Here is a 23,388-nt window from a genome sequence, read left to right as displayed (position 1 = left end):
CCGCCCCAGAAGACTCACCTAGACTGCCCCGGGTGCCTGCCGCGCGCGTCAGCGTGCGCAGCGGGACGACGGCGTCGCACCGGCGCCCCACGAGACACGCTTTCTGAAGGGTCACTCCATGACACTGGCGACCGGCGCCGCTGCGGGCACGGGAGGCTCCGGCCTCACGCTGCTCATCCTGGCACTGCCGATCCTCTTCCTGCTGTTCCTCATGTTCAGCCAGCGTCGGCGGGCCAGGGCCGTCACCGACGCGCAGGGGCAGCTGCAGCCGGGCCAGGAGGTCATGACGACCTCCGGGATGTATGGCGTCGTGCGCGCCATCGAGGATGACGTGGTCCACCTCGAGGCCGGCGGCACGGTGTTCCGCTTCCAGCGCCGGGCGATCCTGCCGATCTCCATGGTGGGTGGCGGTGGCCCGGCCCGGGGTGCCGCGCCCGAGTCGGCTCCCGAGCCGGCGCCCCGCGACGGCGACGGCGACGAGGAGCCGCGCCGATGACGACGTCCACCCCGGCCCCGCGCCGGGACGAGGACCTCGCCGGCGACGCGGACGGCCGCGGACGTCGGCAGCGGGGCGGCTCGGGCGGCTCCGGTCGCGGGCGCACCCCCCGCCGCCGCAACGCCCGGTTGCGCGGTCCGTTCCGGACCCTCATGAGCCTGCTGCTCATCACGCTGCTGCTCTTCGCCAGCATCGGCGGCGCCCGCCTGTGGGCCGAACCGGCCGCCTCGCTCACCCCGCAGCTGGGTCTGGACCTCGCCGGTGGCCGCCAGATCGTCATGGAGCCGCTGACCGAGGAGGGCGCGTCGGTCTCGGCCGACCAGCTCGAGCAGGCCATCGACATCATCCGCCGCCGCATCGACGGTGGAGGCGTGGCGGAGGCGGAGGTGACCCGCAGCGGTCAGAACGTCTCCGTGGCCATCCCCGGCAACCCCTCGGCCGACCAGGTCGAGGCGCTCAGCCGGTCCTCCCAGCTGCAGTTCCGCCCGGTGCTGGTCGCGCAGCCGACCGGCCCGCAGGCCGAGGTGCCCCCGCAGCGCACCCTCCCGCTCCCGCCGAGCCTGCTCCAGGAGCAGCTCGAGGAGGCCGAGCAGGAGGCCGAGCAGCTCGAGGGCGGCGAGGACAGCGTCGACGAGGGGTCCGAGGGCGGCTCGGGCGACGAGGCCGAGCAGACCGAGGGCAACCGTGGCGGCACCCGGCTCGACGGTGCGAACCGTGACAGCGCGGCGGACGACCCCCTCGCGGGCCAGCCGGTCGCCGCCGGGGACTTCGAGGGCGCGGCCACGCAGGCGCCCGGGGTGCCGGCCGGTGACGACGCCGACAGCACGGCGCCGCCCGCGGACGAGACCGCCCCGCCCGCCGACCCCTCCAGCCTGGAGCAGATCACGCCTGAGCTGTCCGAGGAGTTCACCGCGCTCGACTGCTCCGCCCCCGGCGTCGCCGGCGAGGTCGCGGCGGCCCCGGCCGACGAGCCGACGGTCGCCTGCTCCGCCGAGGGGGACGAGAAGTTCATCCTCGGCCCGGTCGAGCTCACCGGCAGCAGCGTCACCGACGCCAACGCCGGCCCCGAGACCGTCCAGGGCGGGGCGGTGACCGGCCGCTGGCAGGTCAACCTCACCTTCGACGGGGAGGGCGGCCAGACCTTCGCCGAGATCACCTCCCGGCTCTACGGCTACCCGCAGGGCCAGGCGCAGAACCGCTTCGCGACGATCCTCGACGGCGAGGTCATCACCGCCCCGACGGTCAACGGCGTCATCTCCGGCGGCACCGCGACGATCTCGGGGGACTTCACCCCCGAGGAGTCGCAGGCGCTGGCCAACCAGCTCGAGTTCGGCGCCCTGCCGCTGAGCTTCGAGGTCCAGACCTCCGAGCAGATCAGCCCCACCCTGGGTGGCGAGCAGCTGCGCTGGGGCGTGGTCGCCGGGATCATCGGCCTGCTGCTGGTCTTCGCCTACATGCTGGTGCAGTACCACGCGCTGGGCCTGGTGGCCATCGGCTCGCTGATCATCGCGGCGCTGCTCGCCTACGGCTCGGTCACCCTGCTCGGGTGGGCCAACAACTTCCGGCTGACCATGGCTGGGGTCACCGGCCTCATCGTCGCCATCGGCATCACGGCGGACAGCTTCATCGTCTACTTCGAACGCATCCGCGACGAGGTCCGGGCCGGCCGTCCGCTGCGGTATGCCGTGGACACCGGGTGGGAGCGCGCCCGCCGGACGCTCATCATCTCCGACGTCGTCAACCTGCTGGCCGCGGCGGTGCTCTACCTGCTGTCCGAGTCCGGCGTGCGGGCGTTCGCCTTCGCGCTGGGGCTGACCACCGTCATCGACCTGCTGGTCGTGTTCATGTTCACCCACCCGCTCGTGAGCATCCTGGCCAACACCCGCTTCTTCGGAGAGGGCCGCAAGTGGTCCGGCATGGAGCCCGAGCGCCTCGGCGCCAAGCGCTCGGCCTACCTCGGCCGCGGCCGGGTGCGTGAGCCGGACGTCATCGCCCCCGGGCGCAGACGGCATACCCGCGAAGAGCTGGAAGGTGGTGTGGTCTGATGTCGCGCTTCTCCCGGATGGGCAACGACCTCTACTCGGGCGCCCGGTCCTTCGACATCGTCGGTCGTCGCCGCTTCTGGTACTCCCTGTCGGCCGTGCTCATGATCATCTCGCTCGTCGGCCTGGTCGGCCGCGGGCTGAACTTCGGCATCGAGTTCAGCGGCGGCTCCGAGCTGCGGGTGAGCGGGGTCAGCAGCACCCAGATGGAGGACTACGAGCAGACCGCCGACGACGCCCTCGAGGCCGTCGACCCCGGCGGCACCACCACGATCACCCGCATCGGCGACGACACCGTCCGGGTGCAGACCGGCGAGCTGGACAACACCGAGGCCGAGACGGCCCGGGCCGACCTCGCCGAGGCCTTCGGCGTCGACACGTCCGCCGTGACGAGCTCGTTCGTCGGCCCGTCGTGGGGGGAGACGGTCACCCAGCGGGCGGCCATCGCCCTGGCGGTCTTCCTCGCCCTCGTCACGCTGGTCCTGACGTTCTACTTCCACACCTGGAAGATGGCCGTCGCCGCCCTCGTCGCGCTGGTCCACGACGTGCTCTTCACGGTGGGGATCTACGCCCTCGTGGGCATCGAGGTCTCCCCGGCCTCGGTCATCGGGTTCCTCACCATCCTCGGTTACTCGATCTACGACACCATCGTCGTCTTCGACAAGGTCCGGGAGAACACCGACCACGCCTTCGACACCAAGCGGCAGACGTATGCCGAGGCCGCCAACCAGGCGGTGAACCAGACGCTCGTCCGCTCCATCAACACCTCGGTCGTCGCGCTGCTGCCGGTGGCCGTCATCCTCGTCGTCGGCGTCACCCTCATCGGGCCCGGAACGCTGGTGGACCTGTCGTGGGCGCTGTTCATCGGCATCGCGGTCGGCACCTTCTCCTCGATCTTCATCGCCACCCCGCTGCTCGTGCAGCTGCGTGAGGGCGAGCTGGTCGTGCGCCGGCACGACGCGCAGGTGACCCGCCGGCGCGAGCGTCGCGAGGAGCGCGCGTCGGCGCACGCCGACGACGAGCTGCTGGACGGCGAGGACGCGGAGGGTGCCCTGGTCGGCGCCCCCGCGGGTGCGCAGGAGGACGCGACGCCCTCCGGCGCAACCACGCCGACGGCCGCGCGAGGGGAGCAGGCGCAGGGGCGCCAGCTGCACCCCTACGCCCAGCGCGGGCCGCGCAACCAGCCGAAGCGCAAGCGCCGTGGACGCTGAGACCGTGGCCGGTCAGGTGGTGCCCCCGGACACGCAGCTGGCGAGGGACGTCCTCGCCGGGATGCGGGACATCCCCGACTTCCCGGAGGAAGGCGTGGTCTTCAAGGACTTCACGCCGGTGCTGCTCGACCGCGCGCTGCGCGACCGCATCGTCACCGACACGGTGGACCGGCGACGGGGCCAGGTCGACGTCGTCGCCGGCATCGAGGCCCGCGGGTTCATCCTCGGCTCGATGGTGGCCCACGCCCTCGGCGTGGGCTTCGTGCCGGTGCGCAAGGGCGGCAAGCTCCCGGCGGCGGTGCACAGCCAGTCCTACACGCTGGAGTACGGCACGGCTACCCTCGAGATCCACCAGGACGCCGTGTCCCACCACGAGCGCGTGCTGGTCGTCGACGACGTGCTCGCCACGGGCGGCACCCTGGCCGCGACCTGCGAGCTCATCGAGCGGTGCGGGGCCAGCGTGGCGGCCATCGAGCTGGTGCTGGAGATCGAGGCGCTGGGCGGCCGGGGTCGCCTGGGTGGTTACGACCTGCACTGCCTCACCAGCGTCTGAGCACGCGACGCACGCGCCTCACCGGGATGCTGGTGCGCTCCGGCCAGCGCCTATGATCTGTGCATGAGCGAGCCCGCCGCGACCACACCTCCCGCCAGGGTGGGTGGTGGCCTGCGGCCCCGGTGGGCCAGGCTGGGCGGGACCCGCACCACGGCCAACCCCGCGCTGGAGCCGCTGCTGCGCTCGGTGCGGGCCACCCACCCCAAGGCCGACCTCGCCCTCATCGAGCGGGCCTACGCGGTCGCCGAGGAGATGCACAAGGGCCAGCTGCGCAAGAGCGGCGACGCCTACATCACCCACCCCCTGGCGGTGGCGACGATCCTCGCCGAGCTGGGGATGACGCCCTCGACCATCGCTGCGGCGCTGCTCCACGACACGGTGGAGGACACGCCATACTCCCTGCCGCAGTTGCGCCGCGACTTCGGTGACGAGATCGCCATGATGGTGGACGGGGTCACCAAGCTAGACAAGGTGACCTACGGCGACGCGGCGCAGGCGGAGACCGTCCGCAAGATGGTCGTCGCGATGGCGCGCGACATCCGGGTCCTCGTCATCAAGCTCGCCGACCGGCTGCACAACGCCCGCACCTGGCGCTACGTCTCGGCCGAGAGCGCGGCCCGCAAGGCCTCCGAGACGCTGGAGATCTACGCACCGCTGGCGCACCGGCTGGGGATGAACACCATCAAGTGGGAGCTGGAGGACCTGTCCTTCGCCCAGCTCTACCCCAAGGTCTACGACGAGATCGTGCGGATGGTCGCGGACCGGGCCCCCGCCCGCGAGGAGATGCTCTCGCGGATCCGCGGGGAGATCTCCGAGGAGCTGCGCACCGCCAAGATCCGGGCCACGGTCACCGGCCGGCCCAAGCACTACTACTCCGTCTACCAGAAGATGATCGTCCGGGGTCACGACTTCGAGAAGATCTACGACCTCGTCGGTGTGCGCGTGCTCGTCGAGTCGATCCAGGACTGCTACGCGGTGCTCGGCGCGCTGCACAACCGCTGGAACCCGGTGGCGGGGCGGTTCAAGGACTACATCGCGATGCCGAAGTTCAACATGTACCAGTCGCTGCACACGACGGTCATCGGCCCCGGCGGCAAGCCGGTCGAGATCCAGATCCGCACCTTCCAGATGCACCGGCGCGCGGAGTACGGCGTGGCGGCGCACTGGAAGTACAAGGAGCAGGGTCCGGACGGCTCCCGCGCGACCGCCGGCGCGGACGGCGGACCGGGCGCCCTGGAGGGTATGCAGTGGCTGCGCCAGCTCATCGACTGGCAGCAGGAGACCTCCGACCCCGGCGAGTTCCTGGACTCGCTGCGCTTCGAGATGGGTGCGGCCGAGGTCTACGTCTTCACCCCGGACGGGGACGTCATGGCGCTGCCGGCGGGCGCGACCCCGGTCGACTTCGCCTACGCCGTCCACACCGAGGTGGGGCACCGCTGCGTGGGCGGCCGGGTCAACGGCAAGCTGGTGTCGCTGGACTCCGAGCTCAACAACGGTGATGTCTGCGAGATCATCACCAGCAAGGCGCAGGACGCGGGGCCGAGCCGGGACTGGCTCAGCTTCGTCAAGAGCGCCCGCGCCCGCAACAAGATCCGGCAGTGGTTCACCCGCGAGCGGCGCGAGGAGATGGTCGACTCCGGCAGGGACGAGATCGCCAAGGTGCTGCGCAAGCAGAACGCCCCGCTGCAGCGGCTCATGAGCCACGACACGCTCACCGCGGTGGCGCAGGGGCTCAACTACAAGGACATCGACGGGCTCTTCGCGGCGGTGGGCGAGGGCCACGTGTCGGCCCAGCACGTCGTCAAGCAGCTGACCTCCACCCTGGGCGGCGAGGACGGCACCGAGGAGGACCTCGCCGAGGCGACCCGCCCGCGGCGCGGTCGGGTGGCCCACGCCGACCCCGGGGTCACCGTCGTGGGGGCGGACGACGTCTGGGTCAAGATCGCCAAGTGCTGCACGCCGGTGCCGGGCGACCCGATCCTCGGCTTCGTCACCCACGGCAAGGGGGTCTCGGTCCACCGGACCGACTGCACCAACGCCGCCGACCTGCAGGAGAAGTCGGCCGAGCGCATCATCCGCGTCGCCTGGGCCCCGACCGCCAGCAGCCTGTTCCTCGTCAACATGCAGGTGGAGGCCCTGGACCGCTCGGCGCTGCTCTCGGACATCACCCGGGTGCTCTCCGAGCAGCACGTCAACATCCTGTCCGCCTCGGTGCAGACGAGCCGGGACCGGGTCGCCCTGTCGAAGTTCACCTTCGAGATGGCCGACCCGTCCCACCTCGAGTCCGTCCTGCGGGCGGTGCGCCGCATCCCCGCCGTGCTCGACGCCTACCGGGTCACGGGCACCACCAGCACCGACCCGCACCGCCGCAGCCACGCCTGAGCCCCGCCCGCACCACTTCTGGACCTACGTTCCTGAGCCTCGCACCCGCCCGTTCTGGACATACGTTCCTGGGGGACGGGTCCCAGTTTCCTATGTCCAGAACGGGCGCCCCCCACGGCCTCACGGCCTGCCGACTGCGCTCAGGCGGGGGTGAGGAAGGCGGCCAGGCCCGCGGCGTACCCGGCCTGGTCGAGGGTGCCGCAGATCTCGCGGGTGGAGTGCATCGATAGGACCGGGGCCCCGAAGTCGACCGTGGTGGCGCCGGTCAGCGCCGACGTCGTCGGCCCGACCGTGGAGCCGCACGGCAGGTCCGAGCGGGTGACGAAGGTCTGCATCGGCACCCCCGCCCGCTCGCAGGCGAGGGCGAAGGCGGCGGCGCCGGGGGAGTCGGTGGCGTAGCGCAGGTTGGTGTTGACCTTGAGCACCGGCCCGCCGTTCATGAGGATCGGGTGCTCGGGCTCGTGCCGCTCGGGGTAGTTGGGGTGCGTGGCGTGCGCCATGTCGCCGGAGGCCACGACCGTGCCCGCGAGCGCGCGCCAGTAGTCCTCCCGGGTGCCGCCGGCGGCCAGGACGATCCGCTCGAGCCAGGAGGGCAGGAAGGTGGACTGGGCGCCCCGCTCGGAGGTGCTGCCGACCTCCTCGTGATCGAAGAGCACGACGACCGGCACGGTGGGCGTCGCCGCCTCGGCCGGCTCGGCGACCGCCTGCAGCAGCGCCCGGACGGCCGCGTAGGACGTGGCCAGGTTGTCCAGGCGCGCCGAGGCGATGAGCTCCCCGTCGCCGCCGATGCGCCGTGCCGCGGTGAGGTCGTGGGTCATCGCGTCGAAGCCCAGCAGGTCCTCGGGGCCGACCCCGACCTGCGCGGCCAGCCAGTCGCGGAACGCTCCCGTGCTGTCGCCCCCGGGGCTCCAGTGCGGCGCCAGGTGCTGCTGGTCGTTGAGCCTCAGCCCCTCGGTGCGCACCGTCCGGTCCAGGTGGATGGCCAGCTGGGAGACGCGCAGCAGCGGGTCGTCGCAGCGCCAGAGGTGCTGGCGGACGCCACCGGGGGCGGCGGCGTCCCGCACGGCGACCCGCCCGGAGAGCCCGAGGTCGCGGTCCAGCCAGGAGTTGGTCAGCGCCCCGCCGTAGACCTCGACGCCCAGCATCCGCCACCCGGCCCGGGTCCAGTCCGGGTGCGGCTTGACGCGCAGGTTCGGGGAGTCGGTGTGGGCGCCCACGACCCGGTATGCCGTGTGCGCCGGCCGGTCGGCCGGCAGGTGGGCCGTCGACCAGGCGATGAGCGACCCGCCGCGGCGGACCACGTAGTGCCCCGGCGCCGTGGGGGTCTGGTCGACCTCGTCGACCTCGGTGAACCCGGCGGCGGTCAGCAGCCCGGCTGCGGTCTGCACGGCGTGGAACGGTGAGGGCGAGGCGTCGAGGTAGGCGCACAGGCCGTCGGCGACCTCGGCGACCTCTGTCGCCAGGCGGGTGAGGGAGCTCACCGGCTCAGACCCCCACGGGCCGAGTCCAGCCAGAGCTGCTTGGTCGCCAGCTCGGACTCCAGGGCCGTGACCCTGCGGTCGTCCCCGGCCGCCCGGGCGGCCTCGAGGTCGGACTCCAGACCCTGCACGGCCCGCTCGAGCTGGTCCACCATCGACCTGGCCCGGGCGTCGAGCTCGGGGTCGCTGCGCCGCCACTGCGAGTCCTCGATGTCACGGACCTTCTGCTCGACCGCGCGCAGCCTGTTCTCCACCCGCTTGATGTCGCCGCGCGGCACCTTGCCTGCCGCGTCCCAGCGGTCCTGGACCCGGCGCAGCTCGGCCTTGGCCTGGTCGAGGTGGGCCTCGTCGACGGTGATGGCCTCGGCCTCGACCAGCAGGGCCTCCTTGACCTTGAGGTTCTCTGAGAACTCCGCCTCCTCGGCGGCCACCACCTCGTCCTTGGCGTCGAAGAAGGCGTCCTGGGCGGCCTTGAACCGCACCCACAGCGCGTCGTCGTCGGCGCGGGAGGCCCGGCCGGCCCGCTTCCAGTCCTGCATGAGCCGCTTGAAGGCTCCGGCGGTCGCCCCCCAGTCCTTGCTGGTCGACAGCGCCTCGGCCTCGCGGACCAGCCGCTCCTTGGTGGCCTTGGCCTGACCGTGCTCCTCGTCCAGCTGGGCGAACCAGGTCTTGCGCATCTTGTCGAAGGCCGACCGGGCGTGGCTGAACCGCTGCCAGAGGGCGTTCTCGGCCTCCTTGTCCAGGCGGGGGCCGGAGCGCTGGTGGGCCTTCCACTCGTCCAGCAGCTCCCGGATGCGGGCACTGCTCTGCTTCCACTGGATGCGGCCGGGGTCGGTCGCCGCGAGCTGCTCGGCCTCGGCCACGAGCTCCTCCCGCTCCTGCGCGGCCTGGGCCTTGGCCTTCAGCCGCTCCTCCTGCTCGGTGCGCGAGCGGGTCTTCACCTCCGCCTCGAGCTCCTTGACGACGGCCTCGAGGGCGGCGAGGTCCCCGACGACGTGCGCCTCGCCGATCTGCTCCTTGAGGTGGGCCAGGGACTGGCGCGCGTCGTGCGCCGACACCTCGGTGCCCGCGAGCCGGGCCTTGAGCAGGTCCGCGGAGGCGAGCATCTCGTCGTACTTCCGGGCGAAGTAGGCCAACGCCTCCTGCGCGCTGGCACCGGGGTAGGAGCCGACCTCGCGCTCCGTGCCGTCGGCGAGGGTGACGAAGACCGTGCCGTCCTCGGCCACCCGGCCGTGCTTCATGGACTCGGTGGGGTCCGGGTGGGGCTCCGGCGACGCGGCTGCAGCGCTGCCGGCCGGGCGCGGGGCGGCCGGCCTCCGCGCGGCGAACATGGCGGGCGAGGGCGCCGCCGGCCGCGGCGGCGCAGCAGCGGGCTCGGCGGGTGCCTCGGGTACCTCGGGCTCGGCCGGCTCGGCGGGCTCGGCGGGTGCCTCGGGCTCGGCGGGCTCGGCCGGCTCGGCGGGTGCCTCGGGCTCTGCGGGCTCGGCGGGTGCCTCGGGCTCGGCGGGTGCCTCGGGCTCGGCGGGCTCGGCGGCTGCCTCAGGCTCGGGCTCGGCCGGGGTGACCGGCTCGGCGGGTACCTCGGGCTCGACCGCCGTCTCAGGCTGCTCGGTGTCCGGCGCGCCGGTCGGCTCGACGTCCTGGGTCGCCGCCACCTCGGGCTCGGCGCCCTGGTCGTCGGGCTCGGTGGGGGAGGGCGTCTGCTCGGACACGGTGGTGGCCTCTCGGATAGGGACCGCGAGCACGGCCATCGGGGCCGCCTCGACATGGCGTTGACCCCTCGACCCTACCCAACGCCTCGGTCGGCGACCGGGACGAGGTCGGGTGGTGACGGTGCGTAGGGTCGGTCCCATGTTCGTCCGCAGCATCGTCGCCGACGCCTTCGGCACCAACTGCTACGTCGTGGCCCCCGCCGAGGGGGAGGAGTGCGTCGTCGTCGACCCCGGGATCGGGGTCGAGCGACGGGTGCAGGACCTCCTCGCCGAGCACCGGCTGCGTCCGGCCGCCGTCCTGCTCACGCACGGGCACCTCGACCACGTGTATGCCGTGACCCCGGTCTGCGCGGGCACCACCGCCGTCAGCCCCTACATCCACGCGGACGACCGCTACCGCCTCCGGGACCCGCTGTCCTCCCTTGGTCCGGAGCTGGTCCTGGCCATGGAGCAGCAGTTCGGGCGCCGCGCGACGTGGACCGAGCCCGAGGAGGTGGTCGAGCTGGCCGACGCGCAGGACCTCGAGATCGCCGGTCTGCGCATCGGGGTGGTCCACGCGCCGGGGCACACCGAGGGCTCGGTGCTGTTCACCACCGCGGGGGTGCCCGACGGCATACCGGCGCAGGAGCTGGACCGGACGGTGATCTCGGGGGACGTCCTCTTCGCCGGCTCGATCGGTCGGACCGACCTGCCGGGCGGGGACGGGGCGGCGATGCGGCGCAGCCTGCGCGACGTCGTGCTGCCGCTGGCCGACTCCTCGCTCGTCCTCCCCGGCCACGGGCCGGCGACGACGATCGCGCGGGAGCGGGCCACCAACCCCTACCTCAGCGGGCTCTCGCCCACGGCTGGCGCCTAGGCGCGCGTGTGCGGGCTGCCCCCGTGCAGCTCGCGGTGCAGCCGTTGCATCCGGGCGTCCAGCTCGGCGGCGCTGGTCGCGGCGTCCTTGAGCTCGGTCAGCAGCCCCTCCGGCACATTGCCGTCGTACTTGTAGTGGATCTTGTGCTCGGTGCTGGCCCAGAAGTCCATGGCGATCGTGCGCAGCTGCACCTCCACGGGCACGTCGACCCGGCCGGTGGACAGGAAGACCGGGATCTCGACGATCGCGTGCAGGCTCGCGTAGCCGTTCTCCTTCGGCTCGGCGATGTAGTCCGACACCCGCCGGATCGTCAGGTCGTCCTGCTGGGTCAGCAGGTCGAAGATGCGGTAGGCGTCGGTGACGAAGCTGCACGACACCCGGATGCCCGCGATGTCGGTGATCTCGCGCCGGATGGTCTCGAGGTCGAGGTTCAACCCGCGCCGCAGCACCTTCTCGCGCAGGCTGTCCGGTGACTTCACCCGGCTGGAGACGTGCTCGATGGGGTTGTAGTCGTGCATGTGCGCGAACTCGTCGCGCAGGATCTCGATCTTGGTCTCGACCTCGCGCAGCCCGAACTCGTACTCCAGCAGGAAGCGCTGGAGCTGGCCGCCCACCTCCCGCAGCTGGGCGGGGGTGATGCCACCCTCCGTGGCCAGGGCGAGGGAGGGTGGCTCGGCGGCGGCAGCGGTGCTCATGTCCTCCACTATGCCTCGGGTCGGCCCGATGCGCCCGTGCCCGTGCCGTGCCCGGGGCGGCGGGGCACGGCATACCGCTCGATAGACTCCTGCGGTGATCTCCCCGCGCACGCCCTCCGGTGTCCTCGAGCTGCTGCCACCCGAGCAGGTCGCCTTCCAGAGGATGCTGGACGCGATCCGCTCCGGCTACGAGCGGTTCGGCTTCCTGCCCATCGAGACACCGGTCTTCGAACGCTCCGACGTGCTGCTCACCAAGACCGGCGGGGAGACCGAGCGGCAGGTCTACTTCGTGCAGTCCACCGGGGCGCTGGAGAAGGCGCGGGCCGAGGACGGCGAGGAGGGGCTGCCGGACCTGGCGCTGCGCTTCGACCTCACCGTGCCGCTCGCGCGTTACGTCGCCGAGCACGAGCACCAGCTGACCTTCCCGTTCCGGCGCTACCAGATGCAGCGCGTCTACCGTGGTGAGCGGCCGCAGCGGGGGCGGTTCCGCGAGTTCTACCAGTGCGACGTCGACATCATCGGCTCCGGCGAGCTGTCGGTCCGCCACGACGCCGAGGCACCCGCGATCATCAACGCGATCTTCACCGACCTGGCGATCGGCACCTTCACCATCCAGGTCAACAACCGCCGCCTGCTGCGCGGGTTCTACGAGGACCTCGGCATCACCGACGGCGACGTCCAGGCGGCGGTCCTGCGCGAGGTCGACAAGCTCGACAAGCGCGGCGCCGACTACCTGAGGACCACCCTCACGGGCGAGGGCTTCGGGCTCGCCGAGCCGGTCGTGGAGCGGATCCTGTCCTTCGTGCAGACCCGCTCGACGGGGCACGAGGACGCCCTGGCCCGGCTGGCGGAGGTCGAGGCGGGGTCCGCCGGCAGCAGCGCGCTGGCCGAGGGGGTCGCCGAGCTGCGTGAGGTGCTCGCGCTGGTCCGCGCGCTCGGCGTGCCGGAGAGCAACTACTGCCTCAACTTCTCCATCGCGCGCGGGCTCGACTACTACACCGGGACCGTCTACGAGACGACGCTCGACGAGCACCCCGAGCTGGGGTCGATCTGCTCCGGCGGGCGCTACGACGACCTGGCCGGGCAGTACACCAGGTCCCGGCTGCCCGGGGTCGGCATCTCCATCGGGCTGTCCCGGCTGTTCTGGCAGCTGCGCGAGGCGGGCCTCATCGACGCCTCGGCGGGGGAGTCGACCGTGCAGGTCCTCGTGCCGCAGGTCGACCCCGAGCTCCTCGACGACCAGCTCGCGCTCGCCTCCCAGCTGCGGCACGGCGGCATCAACACCGAGGCGGTCCTCGACGGCGGCAAGCTCGGCAAGCAGCTGCGGTATGCCGACCGCGCCGGGATCCGCTTCGTCGCCCTGCTGGGGGCGCAGGAGGTCGCCGACGGCACGGTGACCCTCAAGGACCTGCGCCGCCAGGACCAGTTCACCGTGCCCCGGGACGAGGTGGTCAGCGCGCTGCGGGTCGAGCTGGCCCAACCGCTGGTCTGAGGCGCGCTGGGCGCGCGTCCGGTGCGTACGGACGACGCGTCCTGTGCGCGCGGACTAAGTGTTCTGTGTGTGCGGACCACGCGTCCTGTGCGGGGGAGGGGGCGGTCAGCCGTCGGGGGTCAGCCGTGGGCGGTCAGCCGTTGACGGTGACGGACAGGATGCTGATCGGCTGGGCGGGGGCACCGTCGCCGCCACCGGTGTCGGTGCCCTCGGCGGCGATCGCCTCGACGATGTCCAGTCCCTCGGTGACCTGCCCGAAGATGCTGTAGCCGCCGCCCTCGACCGGCAGCTGTGTCTCCTCGTAGACGACGAAGAACTGGCCGCCGTTGCTGTTCGGGTCCTGGGTGCGGGCCATCGCCCGGGTGCCGGGCGGGTACATCCCGGTCTCCGGGGCGTTCTCGATGCCGTAGCCGTAGCCGGGGTTGCCCTGGCCGCTGCCCGTCGGGTCGCCGCACTGCAGCACGTAGATGCCCTCCGTCGTGAGCCGGTGGCACGGGCTGTCCTGCCAGTAGCCCTCCTCCGCGAGGAAGGCGAAGGACGCGACCGTCTGCGGCGCCTGCTCGGCGTACAGCTCCAGCTGCACGTCACCGCACGTGGTCTCCACGGTCGCGGTGACCGGCTCCGTCCCGCTCAGCGGGGCGGGGAGGTCCTGCGGGCCGTAGGTCGTGACGTCCGAAGGAGGCTCCGGAGCCTCCTCGCACGACGCTTTGGGACAGCCCATCGGTGCGTGCTAGCGTGATAACACGTTGATACACCAGAGGCGGGTCGGACCCGTCAGGTCGAACTCGGAAAGGACGTGCATGAAGCAGCGGGACACCCACGGCTCCGCCGTCGCCACCCGCGCCCGGGTGCGGGCGGACCTCGCCGACGTCCTCGCCGCTCTGCGCGACCCCGCGTCCGTGGACGCCTTCCTGGACGACCTGTGCACCCCGGCCGAGATCGAGGCCCTGGCCGACCGCTGGTCGGTCGTCCCCCTGCTCGCCGAGGGTATGTCGTACCGCCAGATCCACGAGGTCACCGGCGTGAGCGTGACGACGGTCGGGCGCATCGCCCGCTGCGTGGAGGGCGGCGCCGGGGGCTACCGTGCCGCCCTGGAGCATCGTCGCGCGCAGCCGGCGTCCGCCCCTCCCGCCTGAGGCGCCCGACGGCGTGCGCCGCCCCACCCCCAGCCCCACCCCCGAGCACCGTGACGGTGCGAGAACCCTGATCCTCCGGAAAGGCCCCGATGACCCCGCCTGCCCAGCCCCGCGAGCGCCTGCGCGTGGCGATCCAGAAGTCCGGCCGCCTGGGCGACCCGGCCCGCGAGCTGCTCGCCTCCTGCGGGCTGACCTGGCGGGAGAGCCGGGACCGGCTGTTCTGCTACGGCGAGAGCCTGCCGGTCGACCTGCTGCTGGTCCGTGACGACGACATCCCCGGGCTCATCGCCGACGGCGTGTGCGACCTCGGGATCGTCGGGCGCAACGTGCTCGTCGAGCACGGCCTGGCCCGGGAGGCCCAGGGGCGCGGGGTGGAGCTCACCGAGTGGCGCCAGCTGGGGTGGGGCACCTGCCGCCTCGACATCGCCATCGACGAGGAGCAGGAGTGGACCGGGCCCGAGCAGCTGGCCGGCCTGCGGATCGCCACGTCCTACCCGCACACCCTCGGCCGCTGGCTGGCCGAGCAGGGCGTGCAGGCCGACCCGGTCGTGCTCAACGGCTCGGTCGAGATCGCCCCGCGGCTGGGCCAGGCCGACGTCGTGTGCGACCTCGTCTCCACCGGCGGCACCCTCCGGGCCAACCAGCTCACCCCGGTGACGACGATCCTGCACAGCGAGGCCGTCATCGCCGGGCCGGGGCGGACCCTGGACGACGGGCGCCAGGAGATCGCCGACCTGCTGCTGCGCCGGCTCGACGGGGCCGTGCAGCTCAAGGAGTCCCGGCTGCTCATGCTGCGCACCGCGCGCAGCGGTCTCGACACCGTCCTCGGGCTGCTGCCCGAGGGCCACGAGCCGACGGTCATGGCCGTCGAGGGGCGCGACGAGGTGGCGCTGCAGATGCTCGTGCACGGCCCGGTCTCGTGGGCGCGGCTGGAGGACCTCAAGCGCTCCGGTGCGCACAACCTCATGGTGCTGCCGGTGGAGGGGATGCTGGCATGAACATCCTCACCTGGACCGAGCTCGACGAGACCGAGCGGCGCGAGGCGCTGCGGCGCGGGACCGCGGCCGCCGGGCCGGAGGTCACCGCCGGCGTCGCGCAGATCCTGCAGCAGGTGCGCGAGGGCGGCGACGAGGCGCTGGTGGAGCTCACGGCGCGGTTCGACGGCGCCCGGCCGTCCGCCATCCGGGTCCCGGTGGCCGACCGGGACGCCGCGGTCGCCTCCCTGGAGCCGGAGCTGCGCGCCGCGATCGCCGAGGCCGCCGGACGCATCCGCGCCTTCCACGAGGCCGGCGTGCAGCAGGGGTATGCCGTGGAGACGGCTCCCGGCGTCGTCTGCCGGCGGGTGGTCCGCCCGATCCGGCGGGTCGGCCTCTACGTCCCGGCGGGGTCGGCCCCGCTGCCCAGCACCGCGCTCATGCTGGGCGTGCCGGCCCAGCTCGCCGGCTGCCCCGAGGTCGTGCTCTGCACGCCGCCGCGGCCGGACGGCACCGCCGACCCGGCCGTGCTGGCGGCCGCGGCCGAGTGCGGCATCGAGGACGTCTTCGTCGTCGGGGGAGCCCAGGCGGTCGCCGCGATGGCCTACGGCACCGAGTCGGTCCCGGCCTGCGACAAGCTTTTCGGGCCGGGCAACGCCTGGGTGACCGAGGCCAAGCGGCAGGTGAGCACCGCCGAGGGGGGCCCCGGCATCGACATGCCGGCCGGTCCCTCGGAGGTCCTGGTCATCGCCGACGCGGGGGCCGACCCCGAGTTCGTCGCGGCCGACCTGCTCTCGCAGGCCGAGCACGGCCCGGACAGCCAGGTCGTCCTCCTCACCGACAGCCCGCAGCTCGCGTCCGCCGTCGCCGCCCAGGTCGCCGAGCAGGTCGAGTCGCTGCCGCGGGCCGAGATCGCCCGCAAGGCGCTGGCGTCCTCCCGGCTCGTCGTCACCGCCGACCTCGACCAGGCGGTGGAGGTCTCCAACGACTACGCCCCCGAGCACCTCATCCTGGCCCTGCGCGACGCCGAGGACTGGGTGGACCGCATCGACCGGGCCGGGTCGGTCTTCCTCGGGGACCACACGCCGGAGACGCTGGGCGACTACTGCTCGGGCACCAACCACGTGCTCCCGACGGCCGGCGCCGCGCGCTTCACCGGTGGGGTCAACGTCTCGGCCTTCCAGATCGCCATGACCGTCCAGCAGGCCACGCCGCAGGGGCTGGCGGCCGTGGGACCGTGCGCGGTGACCCTCTCCGAGGCCGAGGCGCTGCACGCCCACCAGCGCGCGGTGACCCGTCGTCTCGACCGCCTGCGCGCGGGAGCGGCGACGTGAGCCCGGCGCGCGAGGAGCTCGCCTTCCCCGTCGACCTCCTGCGGCCCGACCTGCGGGGCTTCGCCGGCTACTCCTCGGCCCGCACCAGCACGCCCACCGGCACGACGGACCGCATCTGGCTCAACGCCAACGAGTCCGGGGTGGCCAACCCCGCCGACGCCTCGGGCGCCTCCCGTCGCTACCCGGACCCGCAGCCCGCCGAGCTCGTCGAGGCGTTCGCCGACCTGTGGGCGACGACGCCCGACCGGGTCGTCGTCGGCCGCGGCAGCGACGAGGCCATCGAGCTGCTCGTGCGCAGCCTGTGCCGCCCGGGCGGGGACGGTGTCGTGGTCACCTCCCCGACCTTCGGGATGTATGCCGTGTCCGCCCGCCTGCACGGCGTGCCCGTGGTCGACGTGCCGCAGGTGGACGACGGGCTGCGCTGGCACGTCGACATCGCCGCCGTCGCCCGGGCCGCCCGGGAGCACGGCGCCCGCGTGGTCTTCCTCGCCTCGCCGGGCAACCCCACCGGGTCGGTCGTCCCGCTGCGCGACGTGGCCCGGCTCGCCGAGGAGCTCGCCGACCAGGCCGTCGTCGTCGTCGACGAGGCCTACGGCGAGTTCGCGGCCCAGCGCTCGGCCGTGACGCTCCTGGAGGAGCACCCCACCCTGGTCGTGCTGCGCACCCTCTCCAAGGCGCACGCCCTGGCCGGCGCCCGGGTCGGCATCGCGCTGGCCCACCCCGACCTCACGGCCGTGCTGCGCCGGGTGCAGGCGCCCTACCCGCTGCCGGAGCCGGTGACCGCGCTCGCCCTGCGGGCCCTGGCCCCCGAGGCCCGGCAGGCGACCGGGGAGCACGTCGGTGACGTCCTGCGCCTGCGGGACGAGGTCGGGCGGTGGCTGCGCGACCTGGACGAGGTCCGCACCGTCTACGCCAGCGAGGCCAACTTCTTCCTGGTGCGGTGCGACGACCCGGACGCGCTGCTGCATACCCTGGAGGCCGCCGGCATCGTCGTCCGCGACATGCGCCACCTCCCCGGCCTGGACGACGCGCTGCGCATCACCATCGGCACCGGCCCGGAGATGACCGCCCTGCGCAGCGCCCTGGCCCACCCCACCACCCCTACCCCGACCCCGACCCCGACCGAGGAGACCCCCGCATGAGCCCCCGCCCGATCTGCTTCGTCGACCGCGACGGCACGATCATCACCGAGCCGCACGACCAGCAGGTGGACGCGCTCGAGAAGGTGGCCTTCGTCGACGGGGTCATCCCCGCGCTGCTGCGGATCCAGGCTGCCGGCTTCGACCTCGTCATGGTGAGCAACCAGGACGGCCTGGGCACCGAGTCCTTCCCGCAGGCCGACTTCGACCCCGCGCACGGCCTGGTCATGCAGGTCCTCACCAGCCAGGGCGTGACCTTCAGGGACGTCCACATCGACCCCCACCACGCGGGGCCGGACGCGCCGTGGACCCGCAAGCCCGGCATCGGCATGGTCGTGCACCTGCTCAAGGACCGCGGTGTCGACTGGGACCGCTCGGTCATGGTGGGCGACCGGACGACCGACCGCGAGTTCGGCGACCACCTCGGCATCCGCACCTACCTGCTGCCCGAGGTCGACTGGGCGCAGATCGCGCACGAGCTCGCCGACGCCCCGCGCACCGCCCGGGTCGAGCGGGCCACCTCCGAGACCAGCATCACGGTCGAGGTCGACCTCGACGCCACCGGTGGCAGCGAGATCTCCACCGGGATCGGCTTCTACGACCACATGCTCGACCAGCTGGCCAAGCACGGCGGCTTCCGGATGCGGGTCGCCTGCGCGGGTGACCTGCACATCGACGACCACCACACGGTGGAGGACGTCGCGCTCGCGGTCGGCGAGGCGATCCGGACGGCCCTCGGGGACAAGCGGGGCATCGGCCGCTACGGCTTCACCCTGCCGATGGACGAGGCGCAGGCCACCGCGGCGATCGACCTGTCCGGGCGGCCCTACTTCGCCTACGAGGGCAGCTTCGACCGCGAGAGCGTCGGCGACTTCTCCACCGAGATGGTCGAGCACTTCTGGCGCTCCTTCGCCGACGCCATGCGCTGCACCCTGCACCTGTCGGTCACCGGCGGCAACACCCACCACAAGATCGAGGTCGGCTTCAAGGCGGTCGCCCGCGCGCTGCGGATGGGCATCGCCCGGCAGGGGGACTCGGCCGAGCTGCCCTCGACCAAGGGCGTCCTGTGAGGGTCGCGCTCGTCGACGGCGGCGGCACCAACATCGGCTCGGTGAGCTACGCCCTCGAACGGCTCGGTGCCACGAGCCGGCTCACCGCCGACCCCGGCGACATCCTGGCCGCGGACCGGGTCATCCTCCCTGGCGTGGGCGCCGCCGGGGCGGGCATGCGCCGGCTGCGCGAGCTCGGGCTCGTCGACGTGCTCCACCAGGTGCAGGCGCCGCTGCTCGGCGTGTGCCTGGGGATGCAGCTGCTCTTCGAGCGCTCCGCCGAGGACGGCGGGGTCGAGACCCTCGGCCTCGTCCCGGGCGAGGTGCGCGGCATACCACCGCGTCCTGGCGTCCGCGTGCCGCACATGGGCTGGAACTCCCTCGTCGACCTCGTCGAGGACCCGCTGCTGACCGGCATCGAGGAGGGGGACCGGGCCTACTTCGTCCACTCCTACGCCGCCCCGTCGGGGGCGCACACGCTGGCCGCGACCGAGCACGGGGGCCGCTGGAGCGCGGTCGTGCGCTCGGGCCTGAGGTGGGGCGCGCAGTTCCACCCGGAGCGTTCCTCCGCGCTCGGGGCGAGGTTTCTGCGAAACTTCCTCCACGAGGTCGAACGATGACACCACGCATGGCCCCCGAAGCCGACACCGGAGAGATCCACGTGACCCACACCGGACCGTTCACCGTCTACCCCGCGATCGACGTGCGCGGCGGGGCCGTGGTCCGCCTCCTGCGGGGCGACTACGACCAGGAGACCCGCTACACCGACAACCCGGTGGCGGTCGCCGAGAACTACGCCCGCTCCGGCGCCGCCTGGCTGCACCTCGTCGACCTCGACGCCGCGCGGGCCGGGGGCTACACCCTCGGCGAGACGCTGACCACCATCGTGGAGACCACCGGGCTGCGGGTGCAGACCGGGGGAGGGGTGCGCAGCCTGGACGACGTGCAGCAGCTCCTGGACGCCGGCGCCGAGCGGGTCGTCGTCGGCTCGCTGGCCGTCCGCGAGCCGGAGACGGTCGCGGGCTGGCTGGACCGCGTCGGCCCGGACCGCATCACCGTCGCCCTCGACACGAGGATCGGCGAGGACGGGCGCTGGGTGCTGCCCACCTCCGGCTGGACCTCGGTCGGCGAGCAGGACCTCACGACCACCCTGCACCACTACCAGGGGTCGGGTCTGCGGCACGTGCTGTGCACCGACATCGGCCGCGACGGCACCCTCTCGGGGCCCAACTTCCACCTCTACACGATGCTCACGCGGTCCAACCCGGCGCTGGAGGTCCAGGCCTCGGGCGGGGCGCGGTCCGTGGACGACGTCCGCGCGGCCAAGAAGCACGGGTGCTCGGGCATCATCCTCGGCAAGGCGCTGCTCGAGGGCCGGCTCACCGTCGGCGACGCGGTCCAGGAGGAGCAGGTATGACGCTGGCCCGCCGCATCATCCCCTGCCTGGACGTCCGCGAGGGCCGGGTGGTCAAGGGCACCCGCTTCCGCGACCACCGGGACATGGGCGACATCGTCGAGCTCGCGCAGCGGTACGCCGCCTCGGGCGCCGACGAGCTCGTGTTCTACGACATCACCGCCAGCCCCGAGGGGCGGGGCGTGGACGTCGCCTGGGTGGAGCGGGTCGCCCGCAGCATCGACATCCCCTTCTGCGTCGCGGGCGGGATCCGCTCGGTGGGCACGGCCCGGGCCGTCCTGCACGCCGGGGCCGACAAGGTGTCCGTCAACACCCCCGCCACGCAGCGCCCCGAGCTGGTCGGTGAGCTCGCCGAGGCCTTCGGGGTGCAGTGCGTCGTCGTCGGCGTCGACAGCCTGCGGGACGAGGACGGGCACTGGCGGATCCGCCAGCTCACCGGCAGCCCGGACGCCACGCGGGCGCTGGAGGTGACGACCCTGGACTGGGTGCGCCGCGTCGTGGACCTGGGGGCGGGCGAGGTGGTCCTCAACTGCATGGGCTCCGACGGCGTCCGGGACGGCTACGACCTCGAGCAGCTGGCGGCCGTGCGCGAGGTGTGCCCGGTGCCCCTCGTCGCCAGCGGCGGTGCGGGGGCGCCCCAGCACTTCGTCGACGTCTTCCGCGAGGCCGACGTGGACGGCGCCCTGGCGGCTACCGTCTTCCACGACGGGTCCATCCCCATCCCCGCCCTCAAGCAGACCCTGGCGCAGGCGGGCGTCGAGGTGCGCCTGGAGGCGTCCCCCACCACCCCCACACGGGAGGCCTCATGACCGACTCCCCACGCACCCCCGGGGATGCCGGGGCCTCCGAGACCGACCGGGCGCCGCACATGGTGGGCTTCCAGGTCACGGACGTGGACTTCGCCAAGGCCGACGGCCTGGTGCCCGGCGTGGTCCAGCACGCCCGCACCGGTCAGGTGCTCATGGTCGGCTTCCTCGACGAGGAGGCGCTCAGGGTGACCCTCGACACCGGCCTCGCGACCTTCCACAGCCGTAGCCGGGGGGCGCTCTGGACGAAGGGGGAGTCCAGCGGCAACGTGCTGCACGTCGAGGCGGTCGAGCTCGACTGCGACCGGGACACCCTGCTGCTGCACGCCATACCCTCCGGTCCGACGTGTCACACGGGGGAGCGGACGTGCTTCGACCCGGGCGCGCGCCCGGGGTCGTTCGTGCACGAGCTCGACGAGGTCGTGCGGGGGCGGCAGCTGGAGCTGCCCGAGGGGTCCTACACCACCACGCTGTTCACCGGCGGCGTGCGCCGGATCGCGCAGAAGGTGGGTGAGGAGGGGGTCGAGACGGCGCTCGCCGCGGTCGCCCAGGACGACGAGGCGCTGCTCGGTGAGTCGGCCGACCTCGTCTACCACCTGCTGGTGCTGCTGCGCTCGCGGGACCTGGGGCTGGCCGACGTCGAGCGGGTGCTGCGGCGCCGGCACGGCTGAGGCTGCGGCGTCCCGTCGCTCCCGGGCCGGCTCGTCGGCACGCCCGGTGCGCGTCGTCCGGGCCGCTACTCCGGGCGGGGGTCGCCCCGCAGCCCGACCTCGGCGAGCTCGAGGTCGGCCAGGGTGCGCAGTGCCACGGGGTCGCCCGATCGCCACGCGGCGACCGGGTCGTCCAGGACCTCCTGCAGGCGGCGCGGGCGCTGGTGCACGAGGGCCCGCAGGGCGAGCAGCTCCTGGGACCGCGGGTCGAGGAGGTCCCGGCCGAGGGACCTGGCGCGGCGCACCCAGGAGAGGCGGAGCACCAGCCAGAGCAGCAGCACGATGAGGACGGGCGTCACGGTCGAGAGCACGCTGACCAGCCACGCGACCGTGCGCACTCCCGACTCCAGCCGCTCGGCGGCGCTGACCAGGTCGGTCCCCACCCCGGCGGCTCCGATGAAGGGCGTGTCCAGCTCGTCGCCGACCAGGGGGATCTCGGTCACCCGACCCGCCACCTCCTCCATCCGGGTCTCGAGCCCGGTCCCCGCCGCGCGCAGCGGGACCGCCGGCGCGGCCAGGGTCATGACGAGGTCGAAGACGAGGCGGCCGACGAGCACCCAGGCGACCACCCAGCCGAGGACGAGCAGGTCGGCGACGACCTGACGGGAGCGGCGGGCGGGAGCATCGGCATACCAGCGCATGAGGGCAGTCTCCACCCACCCGCGCCGGACGTGCGGCAGATCCGCACCGGACGCGCGGTCGTGACCCACCGGACGCGCGGTCGCGACCCACCGGACGCGCGGTCGCGACCCACCGGACGCGCGCCCGGGGGCCTCGGTATGCCGCACCTGAGAGGATCGCGTCCATGACCACGTCCGCGGCCGAGAGCACCCAGCGCACCCCGCTGACGCGTGCGGCCGGGGACTGGCTGGACCACCTCAGGGTGGAGCGCGGCCGGTCCGAGCACACGCTGCGCGCCTACCGGCGTGACCTGGACCGCTACCTGCACTACCTGGACGGGCTGGGCGTGCGGACGCCGAGCGAGGTGAGCGAGCAGCACGTGACCGGCTTCCTGGCCCACCTGCGTGCCGGTGACGACGAGCACCAGCCCCTCGCGGCGACGTCTGCGGCGCGGGCCGTCGTGGCGGTGCGCGGCCTGCACACCTTCCTCGCCGTGGAGGGGGAGGCCATCGCCGACCCCGCCCGCGAGGTCACCCCGCCGACGCCACCACGCCGGCTGCCCACGGCACTGACCGTGGACGACGTCGAGCGGCTGCTGCACGCGGCCGCTGTGGGGGACACCCCCGCCGCGCTGCGGGACCGGGCGCTGCTGGAGGTGCTCTACGGGTGCGGCGCACGGGTGAGCGAGGCGATCGCCCTCGACGTGGACGACCTGGAGCTCGGCCGGGGGGACGAGGGCAGCGGCGGGGTGGTGCGGCTGTTCGGCAAGGGCCGCAAGGAGCGGGTCGTGCCGATGGGCCGCTACGCGCGGGACGCCCTCGACGCCTGGCTGGTCCGGGGCAGGCCCGCGCTGGCCGGGCGGGGCGGGGGCACGCCGGCGGTCTTCGTCAACGCCCGTGGCGGGCGGCTCTCCCGGCAGTCGGCGTGGACCGCGATCAAGGCCGCCGCCGAGCGGGCGGACCTGCGCGCCGAGATCTCGCCGCACACCCTGCGTCACTCCTTCGCCACCCACCTGCTGGACGGTGGCGCGGACGTGCGCGTCGTGCAGGAGCTCCTCGGCCACGCCTCGGTCGCGACGACCCAGATCTACACGCACGTCTCGACGCAGCACCTGCGCGAGGTGTATGCCCAGTCCCACCCCCGCGCCCGGGGTGCCGGTCCGGGCTGAGCGACGCCTCTGCTCCGGTAAAGTCTCAACCTCAGGTCGAGGTGTAGGCAGATGGCCCTCACCTGGAGCCGTGGATTAGGGTCGGAGCGATCGGCGGGACGCCGACCACGACCACCACGC

General features: G+C 73.3%; 22 protein-coding genes. 17 read left to right on the top strand and 5 right to left on the bottom strand.

Going from position 1 to position 23,388, the window contains the following annotated elements:
* The first annotated feature begins 118 nt into the window (after positions 1–118).
* From yajC to Q0967_RS08435, 5 genes are all read left to right on the top strand, one after another.
* Positions 119–496 (top strand): preprotein translocase subunit YajC, encoded by a 378-nt coding sequence (yajC, locus tag Q0967_RS08455; protein WP_298749147.1) that lies wholly within the window; start codon positions 119–121, stop codon positions 494–496.
* Positions 493–2,541, top strand: a complete 2,049-nt coding sequence (secD, locus tag Q0967_RS08450) for a protein translocase subunit SecD (RefSeq protein ID WP_298749148.1) — start codon at positions 493–495, stop codon at positions 2,539–2,541. The genes yajC and secD overlap by 4 nt, the downstream gene beginning before the upstream one ends.
* On the top strand, positions 2,541–3,749 hold the full coding sequence (gene secF, locus Q0967_RS08445; RefSeq protein ID WP_298749149.1) for a protein translocase subunit SecF: 1,209 nt from the start codon (positions 2,541–2,543) through the stop codon (positions 3,747–3,749). Before secD ends, secF begins: the two co-directional genes overlap by 1 nt.
* Complete coding sequence (locus Q0967_RS08440; protein ID WP_298749150.1) at positions 3,739–4,302, top strand: adenine phosphoribosyltransferase; 564 nt, start codon at positions 3,739–3,741, stop codon at positions 4,300–4,302. Before secF ends, Q0967_RS08440 begins: the two co-directional genes overlap by 11 nt.
* 63 nt (positions 4,303–4,365) lie before the next feature.
* On the top strand, positions 4,366–6,684 hold the full coding sequence (locus Q0967_RS08435; protein ID WP_298749151.1) for a bifunctional (p)ppGpp synthetase/guanosine-3',5'-bis(diphosphate) 3'-pyrophosphohydrolase: 2,319 nt from the start codon (positions 4,366–4,368) through the stop codon (positions 6,682–6,684).
* 140 nt (positions 6,685–6,824) lie between these two features.
* On the opposite strand, the gene Q0967_RS08430 is transcribed toward Q0967_RS08435, so the two are convergent.
* Positions 6,825–8,165: a M18 family aminopeptidase gene (locus tag Q0967_RS08430; RefSeq protein ID WP_298749152.1), complete on the bottom strand. Its 1,341-nt coding sequence runs from the start codon at positions 8,163–8,165 to the stop codon at positions 6,825–6,827.
* A complete protein-coding gene (locus tag Q0967_RS08425; protein WP_298749156.1) occupies positions 8,162–9,874 on the bottom strand; it encodes a DUF349 domain-containing protein in 1,713 nt (570 codons plus the stop codon). The genes Q0967_RS08430 and Q0967_RS08425 overlap by 4 nt, the downstream gene beginning before the upstream one ends.
* A gap of 139 nt (positions 9,875–10,013) precedes the next feature.
* On the opposite strand from Q0967_RS08425, the gene Q0967_RS08420 reads away from it, so the two are divergent.
* A complete protein-coding gene (locus Q0967_RS08420; protein WP_298749158.1) occupies positions 10,014–10,730 on the top strand; it encodes an MBL fold metallo-hydrolase in 717 nt (238 codons plus the stop codon).
* Here Q0967_RS08420 and Q0967_RS08415 read toward each other — a convergent pair.
* A complete protein-coding gene (locus Q0967_RS08415; protein ID WP_298749160.1) occupies positions 10,727–11,425 on the bottom strand; it encodes a GTP pyrophosphokinase family protein in 699 nt (232 codons plus the stop codon). The two genes, Q0967_RS08420 and Q0967_RS08415, sit on opposite strands and share 4 nt — an antisense overlap.
* 94 nt (positions 11,426–11,519) lie before the next feature.
* Here Q0967_RS08415 and hisS point away from each other — a divergent pair, with 94 nt between their 5' ends.
* On the top strand, positions 11,520–12,917 hold the full coding sequence (gene hisS / locus Q0967_RS08410) for a histidine--tRNA ligase (protein WP_298749162.1): 1,398 nt from the start codon (positions 11,520–11,522) through the stop codon (positions 12,915–12,917).
* 133 nt (positions 12,918–13,050) lie between these two features.
* Here the strand turns inward: hisS and Q0967_RS08405 are convergent, their stop codons facing one another.
* The gene (locus tag Q0967_RS08405) at positions 13,051–13,638 is read right to left on the bottom strand and encodes a peptidylprolyl isomerase (RefSeq protein WP_298749164.1); all 588 of its coding nucleotides are present in this window, start codon (positions 13,636–13,638) and stop codon (positions 13,051–13,053) included.
* A gap of 79 nt (positions 13,639–13,717) precedes the next feature.
* On the opposite strand from Q0967_RS08405, the gene Q0967_RS08400 reads away from it, so the two are divergent.
* The 9 genes from Q0967_RS08400 to hisIE all read left to right on the top strand — a co-directional run bounded on the left by Q0967_RS08400 (position 13,718) and on the right by hisIE (position 21,440).
* Positions 13,718–14,053, top strand: coding sequence for a YerC/YecD family TrpR-related protein (locus Q0967_RS08400; protein ID WP_298749166.1), 336 nt, complete (start codon positions 13,718–13,720; stop codon positions 14,051–14,053).
* 89 nt (positions 14,054–14,142) lie between these two features.
* A complete protein-coding gene (gene hisG, locus Q0967_RS08395; protein ID WP_139721303.1) occupies positions 14,143–15,051 on the top strand; it encodes an ATP phosphoribosyltransferase in 909 nt (302 codons plus the stop codon).
* Positions 15,048–16,361 (top strand): histidinol dehydrogenase, encoded by a 1,314-nt coding sequence (gene hisD, locus Q0967_RS08390; RefSeq protein WP_298749178.1) that lies wholly within the window; start codon positions 15,048–15,050, stop codon positions 16,359–16,361. The genes hisG and hisD overlap by 4 nt, the downstream gene beginning before the upstream one ends.
* On the top strand, positions 16,358–17,503 hold the full coding sequence (hisC, locus tag Q0967_RS08385) for a histidinol-phosphate transaminase (protein WP_298749180.1): 1,146 nt from the start codon (positions 16,358–16,360) through the stop codon (positions 17,501–17,503). The genes hisD and hisC overlap by 4 nt, the downstream gene beginning before the upstream one ends.
* Positions 17,500–18,570, top strand: coding sequence for a bifunctional histidinol-phosphatase/imidazoleglycerol-phosphate dehydratase HisB (gene hisB, locus Q0967_RS08380; RefSeq protein WP_298749182.1), 1,071 nt, complete (start codon positions 17,500–17,502; stop codon positions 18,568–18,570). The genes hisC and hisB overlap by 4 nt, the downstream gene beginning before the upstream one ends.
* On the top strand, positions 18,567–19,169 hold the full coding sequence (gene hisH, locus Q0967_RS08375) for an imidazole glycerol phosphate synthase subunit HisH (RefSeq protein ID WP_298749184.1): 603 nt from the start codon (positions 18,567–18,569) through the stop codon (positions 19,167–19,169). The genes hisB and hisH overlap by 4 nt, the downstream gene beginning before the upstream one ends.
* Before the next feature lie 8 nt (positions 19,170–19,177).
* Positions 19,178–19,966: a 1-(5-phosphoribosyl)-5-[(5-phosphoribosylamino)methylideneamino]imidazole-4-carboxamide isomerase gene (gene hisA, locus Q0967_RS08370; protein WP_298749186.1), complete on the top strand. Its 789-nt coding sequence runs from the start codon at positions 19,178–19,180 to the stop codon at positions 19,964–19,966.
* Positions 19,963–20,772: an imidazole glycerol phosphate synthase subunit HisF gene (hisF, locus tag Q0967_RS08365; RefSeq protein WP_298749188.1), complete on the top strand. Its 810-nt coding sequence runs from the start codon at positions 19,963–19,965 to the stop codon at positions 20,770–20,772. The genes hisA and hisF overlap by 4 nt, the downstream gene beginning before the upstream one ends.
* Positions 20,769–21,440 (top strand): bifunctional phosphoribosyl-AMP cyclohydrolase/phosphoribosyl-ATP diphosphatase HisIE, encoded by a 672-nt coding sequence (gene hisIE / locus Q0967_RS08360; RefSeq protein ID WP_298749190.1) that lies wholly within the window; start codon positions 20,769–20,771, stop codon positions 21,438–21,440. Before hisF ends, hisIE begins: the two co-directional genes overlap by 4 nt.
* A 65-nt stretch (positions 21,441–21,505) precedes the next feature.
* Here the strand turns inward: hisIE and Q0967_RS08355 are convergent, their stop codons facing one another.
* A complete protein-coding gene (locus tag Q0967_RS08355) occupies positions 21,506–22,120 on the bottom strand; it encodes a hypothetical protein (protein WP_299449587.1) in 615 nt (204 codons plus the stop codon).
* Positions 22,121–22,284: 164 nt separating this feature from the next.
* On the opposite strand from Q0967_RS08355, the gene xerD reads away from it, so the two are divergent.
* The gene (gene xerD, locus Q0967_RS08350) at positions 22,285–23,268 is read left to right on the top strand and encodes a site-specific tyrosine recombinase XerD (RefSeq protein ID WP_298749194.1); all 984 of its coding nucleotides are present in this window, start codon (positions 22,285–22,287) and stop codon (positions 23,266–23,268) included.
* Positions 23,269–23,388 lie beyond the last annotated feature (120 nt).

The organism is uncultured Serinicoccus sp. (assembly GCF_947500995.1).
Classification (GTDB): domain Bacteria; phylum Actinomycetota; class Actinomycetes; order Actinomycetales; family Dermatophilaceae; genus Ornithinicoccus.
The sequence above is the reverse complement of the archived record's forward strand: the minus strand, read 5'-3'. Positions and strand labels throughout refer to the sequence as shown.

Coding starts and splice junctions, on each gene's coding strand:
- yajC (WP_298749147.1), top strand. CDS start 119: ATGACACTGGCGACCGGCGCCGCTGCGGGCACGGGAGGCTCCGGCCTC.
- secD (WP_298749148.1), top strand. CDS start 493: ATGACGACGTCCACCCCGGCCCCGCGCCGGGACGAGGACCTCGCCGGC.
- secF (WP_298749149.1), top strand. CDS start 2,541: ATGTCGCGCTTCTCCCGGATGGGCAACGACCTCTACTCGGGCGCCCGG.
- Q0967_RS08435 (WP_298749151.1), top strand. CDS start 4,366: ATGAGCGAGCCCGCCGCGACCACACCTCCCGCCAGGGTGGGTGGTGGC.
- Q0967_RS08420 (WP_298749158.1), top strand. CDS start 10,014: ATGTTCGTCCGCAGCATCGTCGCCGACGCCTTCGGCACCAACTGCTAC.
- Q0967_RS08415 (WP_298749160.1), bottom strand. CDS start 11,425: ATGAGCACCGCTGCCGCCGCCGAGCCACCCTCCCTCGCCCTGGCCACG.
- Q0967_RS08405 (WP_298749164.1), bottom strand. CDS start 13,638: ATGGGCTGTCCCAAAGCGTCGTGCGAGGAGGCTCCGGAGCCTCCTTCG.
- Q0967_RS08400 (WP_298749166.1), top strand. CDS start 13,718: ATGAAGCAGCGGGACACCCACGGCTCCGCCGTCGCCACCCGCGCCCGG.
- hisG (WP_139721303.1), top strand. CDS start 14,143: ATGACCCCGCCTGCCCAGCCCCGCGAGCGCCTGCGCGTGGCGATCCAG.
- hisD (WP_298749178.1), top strand. CDS start 15,048: ATGAACATCCTCACCTGGACCGAGCTCGACGAGACCGAGCGGCGCGAG.
- hisB (WP_298749182.1), top strand. CDS start 17,500: ATGAGCCCCCGCCCGATCTGCTTCGTCGACCGCGACGGCACGATCATC.
- hisA (WP_298749186.1), top strand. CDS start 19,178: ATGGCCCCCGAAGCCGACACCGGAGAGATCCACGTGACCCACACCGGA.
- hisF (WP_298749188.1), top strand. CDS start 19,963: ATGACGCTGGCCCGCCGCATCATCCCCTGCCTGGACGTCCGCGAGGGC.
- hisIE (WP_298749190.1), top strand. CDS start 20,769: ATGACCGACTCCCCACGCACCCCCGGGGATGCCGGGGCCTCCGAGACC.
- Q0967_RS08355 (WP_299449587.1), bottom strand. CDS start 22,120: ATGCGCTGGTATGCCGATGCTCCCGCCCGCCGCTCCCGTCAGGTCGTC.
- xerD (WP_298749194.1), top strand. CDS start 22,285: ATGACCACGTCCGCGGCCGAGAGCACCCAGCGCACCCCGCTGACGCGT.